This window comes from Corynebacterium sp. HMSC075D04, assembly GCF_001815635.1.
In the GTDB taxonomy this organism is placed as follows: Bacteria; Actinomycetota; Actinomycetes; order Mycobacteriales; family Mycobacteriaceae; genus Corynebacterium; species Corynebacterium coyleae.
Map to the genome: position 1 here is coordinate 1 of NZ_KV821372.1, position 18,023 is coordinate 18,023.

Genomic DNA, 18,023 nt, shown 5'->3' on the forward strand with positions numbered 1-18,023 from the left:
CATCGTCTGGTTCCACAAACACAGAGCTAGACGATCGGTCCGAGCGTCCTTCTTCGTCTGAAGGGGGATCACTGACGCGGTAGCGCCTACTCGCTGACCGAGAACACCTTCTTCTTCGGTGCCGCCTCCGCAGCCGATCCCGCCACGGCGATCTTGGGGGCGTCGAGGACGTCGGTCATGAAGTCGGCGACCCACTGCAGCAATTCCATATCGCGCAGGTTTGGGGCGTTGAGTGCCCGCTTTGCCCCGCCTTCCTTGGGCATCGGCACCTGCAGCGCCTTTGCCGCAGCCCGGAAGTTCGCCCCCGGGTACAAGCGCTTCAGGCGCACCTGCTTGGAGTCAGGCAACTCGACTGGGTGGAGTTTGATGCGGGTTCCCTGGGTCAGGATCTCGGAAACGCCAACTGCACGGGCCTGGTTGCGCAGTCGGGCTACGGCCATGAGCCGCTCGACCTCAATTGGCAAGGTGCCGAAGCGGTCGATCATGTCGTCGGCTGCGGCGGTCAGGGCGTCGTCGTCACGCGCTTCTGCGAGCTTGCGGTACACCTCTAGGCGCAGGCGCTCGGAGTTGATGTAGGTCTCCGGAATGTGTGCGTCCACGGGCAGGTCGACGCGGATTTCCTTCGGGCCTTTGTCGGTGGCGTCGATGGGTTTGCCGCTCATGAGGCCCTTGAAGGTTTCCACGGCCTCGCTGACCAAGCGGACGTACATGTCGAAGCCCACGCCGGCGATGTGGCCGGACTGTTCCGCGCCGAGCACGTTGCCGGCGCCGCGCATCTCCAGGTCCTTTTGCGCCACGGCCATGCCGGCGCCCAGGTCGTTGTTTTGGGCGATGGTGGCCAGGCGGTCGTAGGAGGTCTCGGTGAGTGTCTTGTCCTTCGGGTACAGGAAGTACGCGTAGGCACGCTCGCGGGAACGACCCACACGGCCGCGCAGCTGGTGCAACTGGCTCAGGCCCATGTTCTGGGCGTTTTCCACGATCAGGGTGTTGGCGTTGGCGATGTCCAGGCCGGTCTCCACGATCGTGGTGCACACCATGACGTCGTATTCGCGGTTCCAAAAACCCTGTACGGTCTGCTCGAGCACCTGCTCGCTCATCTGGCCGTGGGCGACAACGACGCGGGCCTCGGGCACGAGTTCGCGCAGTTGGCGGGCAGTTTTTTCGATGTCGGAGACTTTGTTGTGGATGTAGAAGACTTGGCCGTCGCGAAGCAATTCTCGACGAATCGCCGCCGCCACCTGCTTATCCTCCTGCGGACCGACATACGTGAGCACCGGGTGACGATCCTCCGGCGCGGTGGTAATCGAGGTCATTTCGCGGATGCCGGTCAGCGACATCTCAAGCGTGCGCGGAATCGGCGTTGCAGTCATGGTGAGCACGTCAACGTGCGACTTCAGCGCCTTGATGTGTTCCTTGTGCTCGACACCGAAGCGCTGCTCCTCGTCCACGATGATCAGGCCGAGGTTCTTCCACTGCACGCCCGTCTGCAGCAGTCGGTGGGTACCAATGACGATGTCTACGGAACCGTCCGCAAGACCTGCGAGGATCTTCTTCGAATCCGCGGTAGAGGTGAAACGCGACAGCTCGCGGACCTCCACCCCAAAACCATCCATGCGCTGCGTGAAGGTGGAGTAATGCTGCTGGGCAAGCAGTGTCGTCGGCACCAGCACCGCGACCTGTTTACCGTCCTGCACTGCCTTAAACGCGGCACGCACGGCCACCTCGGTTTTGCCGAAGCCCACATCGCCCACGATCACGCGGTCCATCGGCGTGGGCTTTTCCATGTCTTCCTTGACCGCTTCGATGGCGTTGAGCTGGTCTTCCGTCTCTACGAACGGGAAGGCATCTTCCATCTCAAGCTGCCACGGGGTATCCGGTGCGAACGCGTGGCCCGGCGCGGCTTGGCGCTTGGCGTAGAGCTCCACCAACTCGCCGGCGATCTCGCGCACGGCGGCGCGCGCCTTGCGCTTGGTGGACTTCCAGTCCGAGCCGCCCATCTTGCTTAGCGACGGCTTCTCGCCACCGGTGTACTTACTCAGCAGGTCCAGCGACTCCATGGGCACCCAGAGTTGGTCGCCGGGCTGTCCGCGCTTGGCGGGCTGGTACTCGAGCACGATGTATTCGCGCCGCGACGCCTCATCGCCAGCCTTGATAGTGCGCTCCGCCATCTTCACAAACTTGCCGATGCCGTGGGTGTCATGCACCACGAAGTCACCCGGCTGCAAAGCCAACGGGTCGACGCGGTTGCGGCGGCGCGGGGCGCGTCGCTTAGCGCCGGCGATGTCGCCGACGCGGTTGCCGGTCAGGTCCGTTTCAGTAACAACGACCAAGTTCGGCCCGCCGAAAACGAGGCCTGCGTGCGATAACGCCTGGTAGAGCGTAACTGCACCATCGACGGGCTCGAGCCCCGGTGTGGCCACTCGTGCGGACACGCCGTGCTCGCGCAGGCGCTCCGCCATGCGGTCGATCGCACCTTTGGCCGGAGCGACATAGGCGGCCTTGCCGTGGTTTTGCGTCACGTGCAGTTTCAGCGTGGCGTAGAGCTGCTCGATCTGCTTCGGATCGCCCTTCGGCGCGGGTGCTGCCTCGAACTCGAGAGGCAGCGTCGACGCGTCATCCGCGGCAAACATGCCAGGAGGCGCAAAGGTCCACCAGGCGTTTCCGGCCTTCGACGCGGAGACCTCCAGAGACTCGAACGAACGGTACGACGAGGCAGAAACGTCCAGGCCTTCCACCGCCACCGGACCTTCGGCGCCCATCGCGGCGGCCTCCCAGCCGGCCTCGAGGAACTCGCGGTCGGTCGCTTCCAAGTCGGCAATGCGAGCGCGAACCTTCTCCGGGTTGGTCACCAACACCACCGAACCAGCGGGCATCAGTTCCGGCAGCACCGAATATTTCTTATCGGTCAGCGCCGGGATGATCGCCTCCATGCCCTCCGCCGGCTGCTTTTCGGAAATGCGTGCAAGCAGCGACGACAAGGTGGGGTTCGACGGGAATTTGCGGGCCAGGTCGTCGGCTTTGGCGGCCACGGTGTCGTCGATAAGCAACTGCCTTGCTGGAAACAGTTCGACGGCACCAACCTCTTCGATGGTGCGCTGATCCGCAACCGCAAAGGAACGGATGTCGGTGACTTCGTCACCCCAGAACTCGATACGCACAGGGTTCTGGGCAGTGGTGGGGAAAACGTCAATGATGCCGCCACGGGTAGCAAACTCGCCACGGCCCGCAACCATATCCACGTGGTTGTAGGCGAAATGCACCAACTGCTGCGTCAGGTCCTCAAAGTCGGCTTCCTGGTCCACCGCCACCCGAATCGGCTCAATCGCAGGCAAAACCGGCTGGCACACGGCGCGCGCCGCAGCCACGATGACACGCGGCATATCCCACAACACCTTCGCACGGCGGCCAACAATGTCCGCAGCTGGCGACAAGCGCTCATGGGGCAACGTCTCGTAGGCGGGGAATTGGGCGACCTTGTCGTCGCCAAGCATTGCCTTGAGCTCCGCCGTGAGGTCTTCCGCCTCGTGCCCCGTCGCCGTCACCAACAGCACCGGGGTCTCACGCGCGATCGCACCAGCAGTCCAGGAACGTGCCTGGTCAATGCCGGTAATATGCAGCGAATCTTCCCCCACATGCGTCACCAAACCCTTCAACTTCGGGTCCGTCAACGCCTGGGTGAGCAGCCCACCAAGCACGGGCGGGGTGTTATCAGTCATGCAATGCTTCCTCTTCGTTCGCTTCGCGATCCACAGCGCGCTCATCTCCAGCGACATCTTCACCAGCAATATGCGGCTTGGCCTCCATCCCCCGCAACCCATTCCAACACAGGTTAGAGATGTGCGCCGCCACAATATGCTTGTCTGGCTCACGCTGGTCCAGCCACCACAGCGCAGAATTAGACACCGTGCCAACCAGCGCCTGACCGTACAACCCGGCCATCGCCTCATCTAATCCACGGTGCTTAAACGCCTCCGCCAGCAAGTGGGAAACCTCAGCGGTCACACGGTTAAGAATCGTCGAATACGTCCGCCCCTCCCCCGGCAACTGACCATGCGCAAGGATGACAAACCCGTCGGTGTCATCCTCCACGTACGTCAGCAACGCCAACACACCACGCTCAATGCGATCGCGCCAGCGCCCCTCCTGGATAGACCCCATAATCGTCTCCTCCAGGCGGACCATCTCCCGACGAATAACTGCCTGGTACAACCCCTCTTTGCCCCCAAAGTGCTCATACACCACCGGCTTGGTCACCCCGGCGCGGGCTGCAATCTCCTCCATGGAGATCCCGTCGTATCCGCGCTCAGCAAAAGCAGCGCGCCCAACGCCTAATAATTGTTCCCTACGCTGGGGTGCAGTCATTCGCCTACGAGCCATATGTTCCACTCTAGATCCCTCTCCGACACACCCCATCTTTGGTTGCCACGGGATGTGGTCTACAATCAGCGATGCTATTCCCCATGGTGTAATCGGCAACACTACGGTTTTTGGTACCGTCATTCTAGGTTCGAGTCCTGGTGGGGAAGCTTTTTCATATGGGGAGGGGAAATGAAACGATTCGCAATACTTTCTACAGCTCTATGCGTGATGCTCTCGGGGTGCACTACAGAGCAACCGCTTAACGACGACACCACGCCCAACATCGAATCCGGCACACCACCCGAATTCGCGGAGGATAAGCCTCAAGCACAGGCATTCGTGTTCAAAAGCGGCGTGCTAGAAATCGGCGACTTCGACCCGTACACAATCGGCGACGACATCTTCGATCCCTGCACGGAAATCACGCAGGAAGAATTCGCCGCTGCGGGGTTTGAGGATGTGGAGCCGCTTCCGGAGAAATATGCGGCATTCGCTCGCGGAATGAGTGCTTGCGACAGCCAAAACGGCGATGAGCTGTTTCCTCCAGCGTTTATGAGCAGCAACGCGAATCGCAGAGTTGTTGCAGAGCAAGTGGAATTGTTCGATTACAAATCTGAAGTCCTACCGACGCTTTATACCTTCGGTCCATTGAGTGGCATCGGCCCTAGTTGTTACGCACAGATTGACACTGTTCGAGGAGCAATAACAACAATCGTCGCCGGGATTGAAGGGTTTGGCGATCGTAAACAGAATTGCGACCGCGCAATTAACGCACTGGAGAGCCTTTACCAGGCATTTCATTAACAATTGTCCACTAAAGTGGACAAACTCTTTTCATCCGCTTCTTTCTCATTTATCTTTGAGAATAAGCAACAACTTTTTGGGGGAAAAATGATCATAAAACTCGACATAGCTCAAGCAGAATCTGCGATTAGCCAGCTAAGGGGAATTGCTAGCAGTCTCGGTACAAACATCGGATTTGCAAGCAATCCGCTTTCTTCTTTCTCGCAGGTCAGTGGCCTCGCAGATGCAGGGCGTACTCTGAGCCCAATCGGGGATGTAAACGCACCAGAAGCAAATCAAGCGGTCGCAACCTACCTTCTGGGTACGGCGAACATTCTTGAAACAGCGCTGAACAACACACTGCGGACAGATGATTCGCTGTCCGGTGCGTTGGCGTCGCTCGGTCCGGTGTTTGAAGGACGCGTTAACCAGGTGCAGCCACAACTGATTGAGCTCCTGCAGAAATCGCGTTCGGTCGATCCGAAAACCAACACGTTTGCAAACCCGGCGGCAGTCGCGACTGGTGATTCGTCGCTGCACGCCTTGCACGCCAAGTTGTTGGAGACCGACACCTCTCGTGCGATGTCTGCTTCCGAGTTCTGGAACTCAAATGCGGAGCTGATCGCCGATGCGATGGAGGAACTCAACGAAGTTCAGCACGCGTTGAGCTCGTCGGCAGAGACATCCTGGATTCACAACGCGATGCGCACCATCACACAGGTCCAGAACGCAGGTATGGAATACGTGGCTAACTCGCGCTCCCTCGCAGCGCACACCGCAATGCTTGCCGACGCCGCAGACGCCGAAAAACTCATCGCATCCAGCACCGTGATGGCATATGACGCTGCACCGTCGCCGGAAGAAAAGCTTGCGATCGAGCAGGCGTACTTGCTCAACTTTCCGGCACGAATGACATCAAACTTGGTCGCTGCGATCCCGACGTTTAACCGTCTGCTTCCGGAGTTGAAGGAGATGTCTGGCGACTCCTACAGCGTCGATAGCATTCCCTCGCCAGCAGCGCCCGCATTTGAACCAGCAGAGTTGCCGGAACCAATCCAGAATGCGCTGATCAACCGTGGCTACGGGGATATCGCAAACGCGAAAACACCGTCAGAGGTTCTGCAGAACATGGGGCGGCCCTCGCCAAACGTGCTTGATTCCATTCCGGCAGGTGCTACGCCTACGCAGGCTGCGTCGGCAGTGCTGGCACCGCCAAGCACAAATGCGATGGCTCCGACCCCAGGTGCGATCTCTGCTGGCGCGCACCCAGGTGCGCACAGCCCAGCGTTCACCGGTGCTATCACCCCTGCAACCACACGTGGGGCGAACTCGGGCGGGGCATCCGCCGGCACCAATAGCGGCGCGGGTGGATTCGCTCCAATAGCTGGTGGGCCCAGCAACGCTGCAGGCACTGGAAGGCACGCTGCTCGTGGAAACCAGATGGGCGCAGGCACCGGGGTTGGAGTGCCTGGCGGTTCCCGCGGGGGCTCCCCTGCTTCCCAGGCTGTAAGCGGCCGTGGAGCTGGAAATGGCATCGGCACTGGCCGAGGCGCCGGAGCAGGGGCTGGCATGTACGCAGGTGGCGGCATGCACGCCGGTCGTCCGGGTTTCAGCACGGGCGGCGGCGTGAGCGCCGGTGCTGGTGTCGGTCCAAGTACCGGTTTCGGCGCCGGTTCGCAGGGTGCTCACGGTGCTACCCCGCACGGCTCGACAGGGCACGCGCCAACAGGCTCCGGCACAGCTAACGGTGCACACGGTGCCCACAGTGCCCACGGCGCCCACGCCACAAACGGTGCGCACTCCGCGAACAATGCGGCAGGCGCACACCGCGGCGGTGGTGTCATTGCCGGGCAACCGATGATGGCCGGGCGCAACCAAAACGGTCGCGCATCCGACAAGGCCGCCGCCAAGGTCAAGACAGTTACCAGCGCGGTCGAGCGCGACGGCAACCTCAAGGCACTGCTCGGCGACGCCCCACTATTGCTGCCGGAAGTCATCGGCTACAACGTGCGCCGATAGTCACCGCGAGCGGCAACGCTCGAAACAGCAACCCGAAACAAAACCACGCCCCGGTGGGATTCGCGCCGGGGCGTGGGGTCGTCGAGAAGCAATCTAATGCTCGTGGCCGTGCGGGAGTGCAAGGTCCGGTTCTTGGCCAGGCTCAACGATGACAAATTGGCCCATCATGCCCTGGTCTTCGTGGTTGAGCATGTGGCAGTGATACATGTAGGCCAAGGTGGGGTCGGGGTGATACGCGATCTCCACAAGCAACGTCACCGTGGAAAGCGGTGGCACGTCGATGGTGTCGTGCCAGCCGGCAGTGAACTCCACTTCCCCACCCTCAACACTTTGCACGGCGAAGCGTGCGTTGTGGATATGGAAGTTGTGCAGCATATCCTCGTTTTCGTTGGTCACGCGCCAGATCTCAGGCCCGTCGTGGTCGACGACAAAGTCGACGCGCGACATGTCCATCGTTTGGCCATTGATCTCAATGCCATTGAGTCGGAACTCGCGCTCCACACTTGCCGACGACGGCACGTCCAACGGCACCAACGTTTCCGACAACGCGGGCGAAGCCGGCGCATCTTCTGGCGGGGCGGCGATCTCCAACAGGTCGAAGGTGTCGCGGGCGCCGAACATGTCCGCCGTTTCCTTATCCGGCAGGCCGCCAAGATCCGGGAGTCCATCGCTACGCAACATCAGGTCCTTGCCCGGCTCCAGGTCCACCACGATTTCCACGCGCTCGCCCGGGGTAAGCAGCACGCCGTCGACCTCCACCGGGGAATCGAGGAACCCCTGGTCCGTGGCGACGATCTTGAACGGCACGCCCAGTGTCAGGTGGTGGAAGCGCAACACGGAACCGTTGAGCACGCGGAGACGCACGCGGCGGGTTGTGGCCTCGAAACGCGGTTTGGTGATGCCGTTGACCACCACGGTGTCGCCGACCCAACCGTGGTCCTCGTCGAGCTGGCCGTCTTCGGTGAACTGGGCGTTAGTCAGGATCACAGGGATGTCGTCGACGCCGTAGTCGGCGGGCAGGCCGGGGATGGCGGTGGTGTCGTCGTCGACAATCAGACCGCCGGCAAGGCCGCGGTAGGCGTGCACCGCGGATATCTCGTGCGGGTGCGGGTGGTACCAGCAGGTCGCGGCGGGCTGATCGACGGTCCACGACGGCGACCAAGACTCACCCGGGTCAAACATCAGCGCCGGTCCCCCGTCCGCAGCGGCCGGCAGGTGCAGGCCGTGCCAGTGCACAACGGTCGGCTCCGGCACGTTGTTGTGCACGGTCATTTCAATGCGTTCGCCGCGCCGCATGTACAGCGTTGGGCCCAAGAACGGCCCGTTGAAGCCCCAAGTCTTGGTCATGACACCGGGGATGATTTCGGATTCGCCTTCCTGGGCGGTCAGTTCGAAGCGGCGCACGTTGCCGTCGAGTGTGCCTTCGTACAGCGGCGGGATAGGCAGCGGGCGTGCTTCGGCGTCGGCACCACGCGGGGTGGGCTGGTTTGATGTCGAGCACCCAGCCAATGCAGCACCCGTGGCTGCGACTGCAACGGCGAAAACGGTCCCTTTAAAAAATGTGCGTCGAGAAAAAGCCATTACGTCCTCCAAAAACTCGCCGAAAACCATGAATGATCCTACTATCCCGATATATGCGTAACGAGGAAGCGAATGCCCGCCGGTTCATCTGGTCGAACGGCTTACAAAACATTGGCGATCAGGTAGTCGCCCCGAAAACGGTGCTGCCGTGGCTGTTCAATGCTGCTGGGGTGCCGGCGGCGTTCACGTCGTTTCTCGTGCCAATTCGCGAGTCAGGCTCGATGCTGCCGCAGGCGTTTTTGAGCCCGTGGGTGACGTCGCAAAGCTCGCGCAAACGAGTCTGGTTGATCGGCTCGTGGGGCCAAGCGCTGGCCTCTGCCGGCATTGCGCTTAGCGCGCTGTTGCTCGAGGGAAGTGCGCTCGGCATCGCAGTCATTGTCCTGCTTGCGGTGCACGCGGTGTTTCGCTCCATCTGCTCCATCGCAGGCAAAGATGTCCAGGGCCGCACGATTTCCAAAGGCCACCGCGGCGACATCACCGGTCGCGCCACCGCGCTCGCCGGCGGTTTCACTCTCGCGATCGGTCTCGCACTGTCGTTTATCCCCAACGAACTTCCGCAGTGGTCACTCGCCGCGCTGCTCGCCGGCGGTGCGTCGATGTGGGCGCTCGCTTCGCTCGTGTTCATGCGTATCGACGAGCCCACTCCCGACACCGACACCTCCAACGGCCAAGGCTTCCACGACATGTGGAAGCTGGTCACCTCCGACCGCGACCTGCAACGATTCCTCATCGTGCGCTCGCTCATGCTGGTCACCGCGCTTTCCACCCCGTTTATCGTCGTGTTGGGCAGCCGCGAAGGCGCCGACCTCACAGGCCTTGGCGCGTTCATCGTCGCCTCCGGCGGCGCGTCACTGCTTGGCGGGCGGGTTTCGGGCCGGTTGTCGGACAGGTCGTCGAAACGCACGATGGCGTGGGCTGCAGGTTTCGCGTCCACTGTGCTCATCCTGCTCGTTGCCAGCGCACAGCTTGTCGACGACACCATCAACGCCTGGGTCATGCCCCTAGGCTTCTTCCTGGTCAACCTCGCCCACACCGCAGTGCGGGTCAGCCGCAAGACCTACCTGGTAGACATGGCCGACGGCGATAGGCGCACCATGATCACGGGTGCCGCCAACACCGTCATGGGCATCGTCCTGCTCGTTGTCGGCGCAATCTCCTCGGCGGTTGTGCTGCTCGGCCCGCAGGCAGCGCTGATCTTCCTGGCTGTTGTTGGTTACGCCGGTGTGTTTGGTGCCGCGAACCTGAAGGAAGTCTCGGCAAACAAGTAGGCCAGAGCCCATAGGCGTTATGCTTGGGGCCGATCTCAAAACGTCCACCCCCAAGGAGTAATCGAGTGCCTAACCACTCCGATCGCGCCGTTGTCGTGCTCGCGGCCGGCGCGGGAACCCGCATGAAGTCCGACCGCCAAAAGACGCTGCACGAAATCGGCGGGCGCAGCCTGCTCTCCCATTCGCTGCACGCCGCAGCCGGTGTGGAACCGACCTACCTCGTTGCTGTGGTCGGCCACCAGCGCGACCAGGTCGCCCCAGCCGTGGAGCACATCGCCGAGCAGATGCACGTGGAGATCCGCCAGGCGATCCAGGAGGAGCAAAACGGCACCGGCCACGCAGTGCAGGTCGGCCTGTCGGCAATTCCGGATTTCGACGGCACCGTCGTGGTCACCAATGGCGACGTGCCGTTGCTGACGCCGGAGACGTTGCAGGCGCTCGTCGAAAAGCATGAGTCCGAGCATGCCGCTGTGACCGTGCTCTCCCTCGAATTCGACAACCCCACCGGCTACGGCCGCATCATCCGCGGCGAAGCTGGCGACGTGCTCGAAATCGTCGAAGAAAAAGACGCCACCGACGAACAACGCAAGGTCCACGAAGTCAACTCCGGTGTCTTCGCCTTCGACGCCACCGTGCTTCGCGACGCCCTCGCGCGCGTCACCCCAGACAACGCCCAAGGCGAGTTCTACATCACCGACGTCCTCGGCATCGCCCGCAACGACGGCCGCAAAGTCTCCGCCTTCATCGCACCTGATGCCCGCGAACTCGCCGGTGTCAACGACCGCGTCCAACTCGCCGAAGCAGGCAAAGAACTCAACCGCCGCCTCGTCGAGCGCGCCATGCGCAACGGCGCAACCGTCATCGACCCGGCCACCACCTGGATCGGCGTCGAGGTAGAAATCGGCCGCGACGTCATCATCCACCCCAACACCCAACTGTGGGGCTCCACCGTCATCGGAGACGGCGCCGAAATCGGCCCCGACACCACCCTGACCGACATGGAAGTCGGCGCCCGCGCCACCGTCGTACGCACCCAAGGCGAACTCGGCGTCATCGGTGAAGAAGCCACCGTCGGCCCCTTCACCTACATCCGCCCCGGCACCGAACTCGGCGCCCGCGGCAAACTCGGCGGCTTCGTCGAATCCAAAAACGCCAAGATCGGCGAAGGCTCCAAGGTGCCCCACCTGACCTACATCGGCGACGCCACCGTAGGCAAGCACTCCAACATCGGCGCCTCCAGCGTTTTCGCTAACTACGACGGAGTGAACAAGCACCACACCACCATCGGCGACTACTGCCGTACCGGCTCAGACACCATGTTTGTCGCACCGGTCAATATCGGTGATGGCGCGTATACCGGCGCGGGTACAGTAGTCACGGAAGATGTTCCAGCCGGCGCGCTCGCCATCAAGGAGGGCCACCAGCGCAACATCGAGGGCTGGGTAGAAAAGCGCCGCCCCGGATCCGACGCGGCAGAAGCTGCAAAGAAAGCACGCGAGAAGTAAAGGTTCAAACATGACTGGTTACTCCACAGAAAGCCACAAAAACCTCAAGGTCTTCACCGGGCGTGCGCACCCGGAACTGGCAGAGGCCGTAGCAGACGAACTCGGCATCGAGCTCGTGCCCACCACCGCCCGTGACTTCGCCAACGGCGAAATCTTCATCCGCTTCGAAGAGTCCGTCCGTGGCTCCGACTGCTTTGTCATGCAGTCCCACGCACAGCCGCTGAACAAGTGGCTCATGGAGCAGTTGATCATGATCGACGCGCTCAAGCGTGGCTCCGCGAAGCGCATCACCGCGATCCTGCCGTTCTACCCGTACGCACGCCAGGACAAGAAGCACCGCGGCCGCGAGCCGATCTCCGCCCGCCTCATCGCAGACCTGCTCTCCGCAGCAGGCGCGGACCGCATCGTCTCCGTCGACCTGCACACCGACCAGATCCAGGGCTTCTTCGACGGCCCGGTCGACCACATGCACGCCCAGCCGATCCTGGTGGACTACATCAAGTCCAAGTACTCGCTGGACAACCTCGTGGTGGTCTCCCCGGATGCCGGCCGAGTGAAGTCCGCTGAGAAGTGGGCCAACATGCTTGGCGACGCCCCCATGGCCTTCGTCCACAAAACCCGCGACATCGACGCCGCAAACAAGGTTGTCTCCAACCGTGTCGTCGGCGACGTCGAGGGCAAGGACTGCATCCTCATGGACGACATGATCGACACCGGCGGCACCATCGCTGGCGCCGTCGGCGTGCTCAAGGAAGCCGGCGCGAAGTCCGTCGTCATCGCCTGCACCCACGGTGTCTTCTCCGACCCGGCACGCAAGCGCCTCAGCGACTGCGGCGCAGAGGAAGTCATCACCACCGACACCCTGCCGCAAAACACCGAAGGTTGGAAGAACCTCACCGTGCTGTCGATCGCACCACTGCTGGCAAAGACCATCCGCGAAATCTTCGAAAACGGTTCCGTGACCACCCTCTTCGAGGGCCAGGCCTAAACCACTCTTGACCGCGACAGCCGGGGCAGCTTCACCGCTGCCCCGGCTTCACGCTTAGGGAAAGGACACAATCTCCATGTACAACCGCTACGCCGAATCCGTAGAAATCACCCCAGAGCTTGAGCACGCCAAAGCCATGTACGACGGCGACGCCACCCTCGAGTATCTGGGCGCCATCATCACACGGTTAGAGCCAGGCGTGGCGGAAGGCGAGTTTGTCGTCGATAAGCGGCATGCAAACGGATTCGGCGTCTGCCAAGGCGGCGTACTGTTCACCTTCGCCGACGCCCTCTTCGGTGGCGCCTGCAACTCGCGTCGCACCGAGCCCACCGTCAGCGCACAATCCGAAATGATCTACCTCGCACCCGCGAAAATGGGCCGCACCATCCGCGGCGTCGCCCGTGAACACCACCAATGGGGCCGCAACGGACTGTCCGACGTCACCCTTTACGACGGCGACACCGTCATCGCAGAATTCCGCGGACTCTCCCGCACCACCTCACGTCCCCCGACAGGAAACTAAACCATGAGCCTCCAAGAACAAGGACTCAAACGAAGCGTCAAAAGCCGCCAACTCATGATGATCGCCTTCGGATCATCAATCGGCACCGGACTTTTCCTCGGCTCCGCCAGCTCCATCCAATACGCCGGCCCCGCCGTTTTGATCTCCTTCGCCATCGTCGGCGTCATCGTTTACTTCCTCATGCGCATGCTCGGCGAAATGGCCGTCGAACACCCCGTCTCCGGATCCTTTGCCGCATACTCTCGCGAATTCATCGGCCGCGGAGCCGGATTTATCACCGGCTGGAACTGGTGGTTCACCACCGTCGTCGTCGGCATGCTGGAACTGACCGCCATGGGTACCTTCCTGGACTACTGGTTCCCCCACATCCCCCACTGGGTCACCGCGCTAGTCTCGCTGCTGCTCGTCGTCGTCCTCAACGTGCTCAACGTGCGCGTGTTCGCCACCACCGAATACTGGCTTTCCCTGATCAAAGTGGCAGCACTCGTCCTCATGATCGTGCTCGGCCTCGCGCTTGTCTTCGGCGTCGGATCCGAACCCGCCATCGGCCTGCAACACATCACCGACCACGGCGGATTCATGCCAAACGGCATCTCCGGCGTCCTCTTCGCACTCGTCGCCGTGACCTTTACCTTTGGCGGCATCATGTCTATCGGCACCGCCGCTGGCGAAGCTGACGACCCCGAAAAGGCAATTCCCCGCGCGGTCAACTCCGTCGTGTGGCGCATCCTCGTGTTCTACCTCGGCGGCATCGGCACCATCCTGCTGCTCGCACCGTGGAACGAGCAGGACACCAACGAAAGCCCGTTCATCCGCGTACTCACCGGCGTCGGGTTCTCCGGCGCAGCGACCGCCTTGAACGTCGTCATCGTCGTCGCCGTCTTCTCCGTGCTCAACACCATGACCTACTCCGGCGCCCGCATGCTCCGCGACCTCGCCCGCAACGGCCAAGCCCCACACGCACTCGCCGAAACCAACCACAAAGGTCTGCCCACCAAAGCATTGCTTTTCGACGCCACCCTCATGGGCGTCGTCGTCATCCTCAACTACTTCTTCGAAGGCAAAATCTTCGCCATCCTGCTCGCCATCATCGTCGGCACGGAATTGATCACCTGGGCCGGCATCTGCCTATCCCACCTGAACTTCCGCAAACACGCCGGCAACACAAAATTCCCCGCCCCGTTCTACCCAGTTGCGAACTGGATCTGCATCGCATTTTTCGCCCTCGTACTCGTACTAATGGGTATTCTTCCCGATTACCGCATGGGTCTAGCCACACTCTTCGGCTGGATCCTCGCCCTCGGCCTCATTTGGTTGACAACGCAACGCAGGAGCAACGCATGACCCGCAACATGATCCGCAAAGACCTCGACACCATCCCCGCCTACGTGCCGGGAGCCCGCAACGACAGCGCCATCAAACTCTCCTCCAACGAATGCGCCGAAGGCCCACTGCCCTCCGTACTCGAGGCGATGCGCGACACCCTCGGCTCCATGAACCGCTACCCCGACATGGGCGCCACCGACATCCGCACCGCCCTTGCCGAACACCTCGGCGTGACCATCGACCAGGTCGCCGTCGGCACCGGCTCCTCCGCCCTGTGCCAACAACTCGCGACAATCACCGCACAGCCCGGCGACGAAATCATCTTCCCCTGGCGCAGTTTCGAGGCCTACCCCATCTTCGCCCGCATCGTCGGCGCAACCCCCGTCGCCATCCCACTCGACGCGGAGCACCGCCTCGACCTGACCGCCATGGCCGCAGCGATTACCGAACGCACGAAACTCATCTTCGTGTGCAACCCCAACAACCCAACCGGCACCACCATCACCAACGCCGAGTTCGAAACCTTCATGGACGCCGTCCCATCCGACATCCTCGTCGCACTCGACGAGGCCTACTTCGAATACAACCGCGCCACCGACACCCCCATCGCCACCGACGTCATCACCCGCTACCCCAACGTCGTCGGCCTACGCACCTTCTCCAAAGCCTACGGCCTCGCTGGCGCCCGCATCGGCTACGCCTTCGGCCCCGCCGACATCATCAGCGCCCTCAACAAAGTCGCCGTCCCCTTCTCCGTCAACGCCGTCGCCCAAACCGCAGCCCTCGCCTCCCTCAAAGCCACCTCCGAGCTGCAAACGCGTATCGACGACACCATCACCCAACGCCAACACCTCACCACCGCACTCAACCTCCCCGAATCCCAAGCCAACTTCATCTGGCTGCCGGATTTCCCGCGTGAAAAAGCTGACCGGCTAGCGGCAGAGGGCGTGCTGGTGCGTTCTTTCCCGGAAGGTATCCGCGTCACCGTCACCAACTCAGCCGAAACCGACGCCTTCCTGAAAGCATGGGACCGTGCGTAGTGAGCGCCGCCGCGTGATCGCGGCGACCACCATCGGCACAGCCATCGAGTGGTACGACTACTTCCTCTACGCCGCCGTCGCCGGTTTGGTGTTTAACCAGACCATGTTCGGTCCCCTCGGACCTGCTGCGGCGACGATCGTGAGCTTCCTCACCGTCGGCTTGTCCTTCCTGTTCCGCCCGCTCGGTGCGGTGCTTGCTGGCCACTACGCCGACCGATTCGGGCGCCGCGGCGTGCTCATGATCACCCTGTTCACCATGGGCACCGCCACCACGCTTATCGGCCTGCTGCCCACCTACGACACCATCGGTTGGCTTGCCCCCGCCGCACTGATTCTCCTGCGCATCCTGCAGGGCACATCGGCCGGCGGCGAATGGGGCTCCGCAGTCCTCCTCGCCGTCGAACATGCCCCTGTGAACAAACGCGGCCTTTACGGCGCCGGCCCCCAGGTCGGTGTTCCCGCTGGCCTGCTCATGTCCTCCGGCATGCTCGCCCTGATGACCGCCGTCGCCCCCGGTGACGCCTTCGTCGAATGGGGCTGGCGCATTCCCTTCCTGCTGTCCATCGCGCTGACGTTCCTCGGCTGGTGGATCCGCACCGGCGTCGAAGAATCGCCCGTCGTCGAGGAGATGCGCGAGACCGGCACCCGCAGCCCCATCAGCGGCCTGTTCAAATCTCACGCGGGAGTTGTCCTCGCAGCCGCCCTGATCTTCGCCGCCAACGGCGCCGTCGGTTACATGACAACCGGCGGCTACATCCAGAACTACGTCACCGACCCCACCGGCATTGGGCTTTCACGCGGGGACATTCTCTGGGCTGTCACTGCATCGGCTGCGGTGTGGTTGTTCACTACCGCGTTCTCCGGGTGGGTCTCGGACTACATCGGGCGTAAGCGCACGCTTGCGATCGGGTTTGTGGTTCAGGCGGCGGGTGTTGCGGTGTTGTTCCCGCTCGTCGATACGGGTTCGATTGCAAAGATCACCGCGGCGTTGATTTTCCTCACCGTTGGCCTGGGCCTGACGTACGGCGAGATTGGCGCTTTCTACGCGGAGCTTTTCCCGGCTTCGGTCCGGGCGTCCGGGGCGTCGATTTCGTACGCGTTGGGTGCAATTCTTGGTGGTGCGTTTGCTCCAACGATTGCGGCTGCGTTGCGTGAGGCTACTGGTGGTACGGCGGCGATTACGGTGTATTTGATGGCGGCGACGTTGACGGGGTTCGTCGTTACGCTGCTTGTGCGTGATCGCACCGGCATCCCGCTTGGACATGATCATGAGGACGCCCAGGCGGCGGGGCATTTTGTGTGGGAAAAGTCGGCTGGTAGCCTGTAGCAGTCTCGGCGAGGGCTTTCGGGCCGTTATCGACGCGATGAAGATCCACTATGCGATCACTCGACGAGCACAATCCGTTAAGTGGTCGCAGGCAAAGCCTGTGGCCCTTCCAACCGAAGGAGTACAACATGGCTATTACCCCAACCGTTATCAAGGGTGAGCGTCGCGAGGAGTTTGGCAAGGGCTCCGCACGTCGTCTGCGTCGCGATGGCAAGATCCCGGGTGTCCTGTACGAAAAGGGCATCGAGAACATCCACTTTGCGGTTGACCGCATTGAGATGACCGCGATCGTGCGTAACGACGGCACCAACGCCATCGTCGAGCTTGAGCTCGACGGTGAGAAGCTGCTCGCCATGGTCAAGCACGTCGACCAGAACGTTCTGACCCTCGAGATCGACCACATTGACCTGTTCGGCATTAAGCGTGGCGAGAAGGTTACCGTCGAGGTTCCGGTTGTCACCGAGGGCGAGGCTGCTCCGGGCGCTGTTGTGTTCCAGGAAGCCGACGTTGTCGAGATCGAGATCGACGCTCTGTCTATCCCGGACGAGATCACCGTTTCCATCGAGGGCAAGGAGATCGGCGACCAGATCACCGCTGGCGATCTCGAGCTGCCGGCGGGTGCGGAGCTGATCACCGATCCGGAGAACTTGCTTGTCAACATCACCTTCGAGCAGGTTGATGAGGACCTCGAGGCTGAGGCTGAGGCTGCTGAGGAGGGCGGCGCTGAGGCTGGCGCTGAGTCTTCTGAGGCTGGTGAGGAAGCTTCCGAGTAATTTCGGCACGACGATTGGCCCGCTTTTTTGGCGGGCTTTTTCGTTATGTGAAGAGTTGTTGCATGGCTCCGGGCGGATGCTTCTCGACGACCGACCCTCCCGGCGATACCCACACCGGTATCCCATCTCGGATCTGTATTCGCCCGTAGCGGTTTTCACGCGGGTCATCGTCGTTGCGCCCGTTATGGAACCGACACAGTGGCACGAGGTTGGCCAGGTTGGTCTCCCCGCCATGGCGCCAGGCTTGGATGTGGTGCATTTCGCAGTTGTCAGCCCCATGCCGACAATCGGGCACCGGACAGGTTGGCGACATCATCGATGCCAACGCGCGCTGCTTACTATTTGCAAACCGCTGCGTGCGATACAGGTTGACTGCACCCTCGGTCGGGTGAAACGCCGCGACTTCCAGCTCGTCGCCGAATTGCTGCGCGAGAAACTCCGCACCTGTCATCGTCGTGCCATCAGTCAGCGTGAGCGTGACCTCATCGCCTCCACCAGATTGGATACGCGTCCATTCGGGAAGCGGCACCA

14 protein-coding genes are annotated in these 18,023 nt (G+C 62.0%); 10 read left to right on the forward strand and 4 right to left on the reverse strand.

Going from position 1 to position 18,023, the window contains the following annotated elements; all coding sequences use genetic code 11:
* Positions 1-86 precede the first annotated feature (86 nt).
* Both mfd and HMPREF3048_RS11335 read right to left on the reverse strand, forming a co-directional pair.
* Positions 87-3,716 carry a transcription-repair coupling factor gene (gene mfd / locus HMPREF3048_RS11330; protein ID WP_070772391.1) on the reverse strand — a complete coding sequence of 1,210 codons (3,630 nt, stop codon included), beginning with the start codon at positions 3,714-3,716 and terminating at the stop codon, positions 87-89.
* Positions 3,709-4,377, reverse strand: a complete 669-nt coding sequence (locus tag HMPREF3048_RS11335; protein WP_070422629.1) for a TetR/AcrR family transcriptional regulator — start codon at positions 4,375-4,377, stop codon at positions 3,709-3,711. Before HMPREF3048_RS11335 ends, mfd begins: the two co-directional genes overlap by 8 nt.
* A gap of 171 nt (positions 4,378-4,548) precedes the next feature.
* Here HMPREF3048_RS11335 and HMPREF3048_RS11340 point away from each other — a divergent pair, with 171 nt between their 5' ends.
* Positions 4,549-5,163, forward strand: coding sequence for a DUF3558 family protein (locus HMPREF3048_RS11340; RefSeq protein WP_168167357.1), 615 nt, complete (start codon positions 4,549-4,551; stop codon positions 5,161-5,163).
* 411 nt (positions 5,164-5,574) lie between these two features.
* A complete protein-coding gene (locus HMPREF3048_RS11345) occupies positions 5,575-7,161 on the forward strand; it encodes a hypothetical protein (RefSeq protein ID WP_141758921.1) in 1,587 nt (528 codons plus the stop codon).
* A 93-nt stretch (positions 7,162-7,254) separates the two neighbouring features.
* Here the strand turns inward: HMPREF3048_RS11345 and HMPREF3048_RS11350 are convergent, their stop codons facing one another.
* Positions 7,255-8,772: a multicopper oxidase family protein gene (locus HMPREF3048_RS11350; RefSeq protein WP_168167273.1), complete on the reverse strand. Its 1,518-nt coding sequence runs from the start codon at positions 8,770-8,772 to the stop codon at positions 7,255-7,257.
* A 23-nt stretch (positions 8,773-8,795) separates the two neighbouring features.
* Here HMPREF3048_RS11350 and HMPREF3048_RS11355 point away from each other — a divergent pair, with 23 nt between their 5' ends.
* The 8 genes from HMPREF3048_RS11355 to HMPREF3048_RS11390 all read left to right on the forward strand — a co-directional run bounded on the left by HMPREF3048_RS11355 (position 8,796) and on the right by HMPREF3048_RS11390 (position 17,492).
* Positions 8,796-10,010: an MFS transporter gene (locus HMPREF3048_RS11355; protein WP_070422626.1), complete on the forward strand. Its 1,215-nt coding sequence runs from the start codon at positions 8,796-8,798 to the stop codon at positions 10,008-10,010.
* A gap of 65 nt (positions 10,011-10,075) precedes the next feature.
* Entirely contained in the window at positions 10,076-11,515 is a 1,440-nt protein-coding gene (glmU, locus tag HMPREF3048_RS11360) for a bifunctional UDP-N-acetylglucosamine diphosphorylase/glucosamine-1-phosphate N-acetyltransferase GlmU (protein ID WP_083279453.1), read from the forward strand.
* Between the two features lie 10 nt (positions 11,516-11,525).
* The gene (locus tag HMPREF3048_RS11365; protein WP_070570645.1) at positions 11,526-12,503 is read left to right on the forward strand and encodes a ribose-phosphate diphosphokinase; all 978 of its coding nucleotides are present in this window, start codon (positions 11,526-11,528) and stop codon (positions 12,501-12,503) included.
* Positions 12,504-12,579: 76 nt separating this feature from the next.
* Positions 12,580-13,026 (forward strand): hotdog fold thioesterase, encoded by a 447-nt coding sequence (locus tag HMPREF3048_RS11370; protein ID WP_070422624.1) that lies wholly within the window; start codon positions 12,580-12,582, stop codon positions 13,024-13,026.
* A 3-nt stretch (positions 13,027-13,029) separates the two neighbouring features.
* Entirely contained in the window at positions 13,030-14,370 is a 1,341-nt protein-coding gene (locus HMPREF3048_RS11375; protein ID WP_070772397.1) for an amino acid permease, read from the forward strand.
* A gap of 8 nt (positions 14,371-14,378) precedes the next feature.
* The gene (gene hisC / locus HMPREF3048_RS11380; RefSeq protein WP_070772409.1) at positions 14,379-15,392 is read left to right on the forward strand and encodes a histidinol-phosphate transaminase; all 1,014 of its coding nucleotides are present in this window, start codon (positions 14,379-14,381) and stop codon (positions 15,390-15,392) included.
* A complete protein-coding gene (locus HMPREF3048_RS11385; RefSeq protein WP_070772398.1) occupies positions 15,385-16,719 on the forward strand; it encodes an MFS transporter in 1,335 nt (444 codons plus the stop codon). The genes hisC and HMPREF3048_RS11385 overlap by 8 nt, the downstream gene beginning before the upstream one ends.
* Positions 16,720-16,847: 128 nt before the next feature.
* Positions 16,848-17,492 carry a 50S ribosomal protein L25/general stress protein Ctc gene (locus HMPREF3048_RS11390; RefSeq protein WP_070422621.1) on the forward strand — a complete coding sequence of 215 codons (645 nt, stop codon included), beginning with the start codon at positions 16,848-16,850 and terminating at the stop codon, positions 17,490-17,492.
* 43 nt (positions 17,493-17,535) lie between these two features.
* On the opposite strand, the gene HMPREF3048_RS11395 is transcribed toward HMPREF3048_RS11390, so the two are convergent.
* On the reverse strand, positions 17,536-18,023 hold a 488-nt coding region (locus HMPREF3048_RS11395; RefSeq protein ID WP_141758922.1), incomplete at its 5' end, for an HNH endonuclease signature motif containing protein.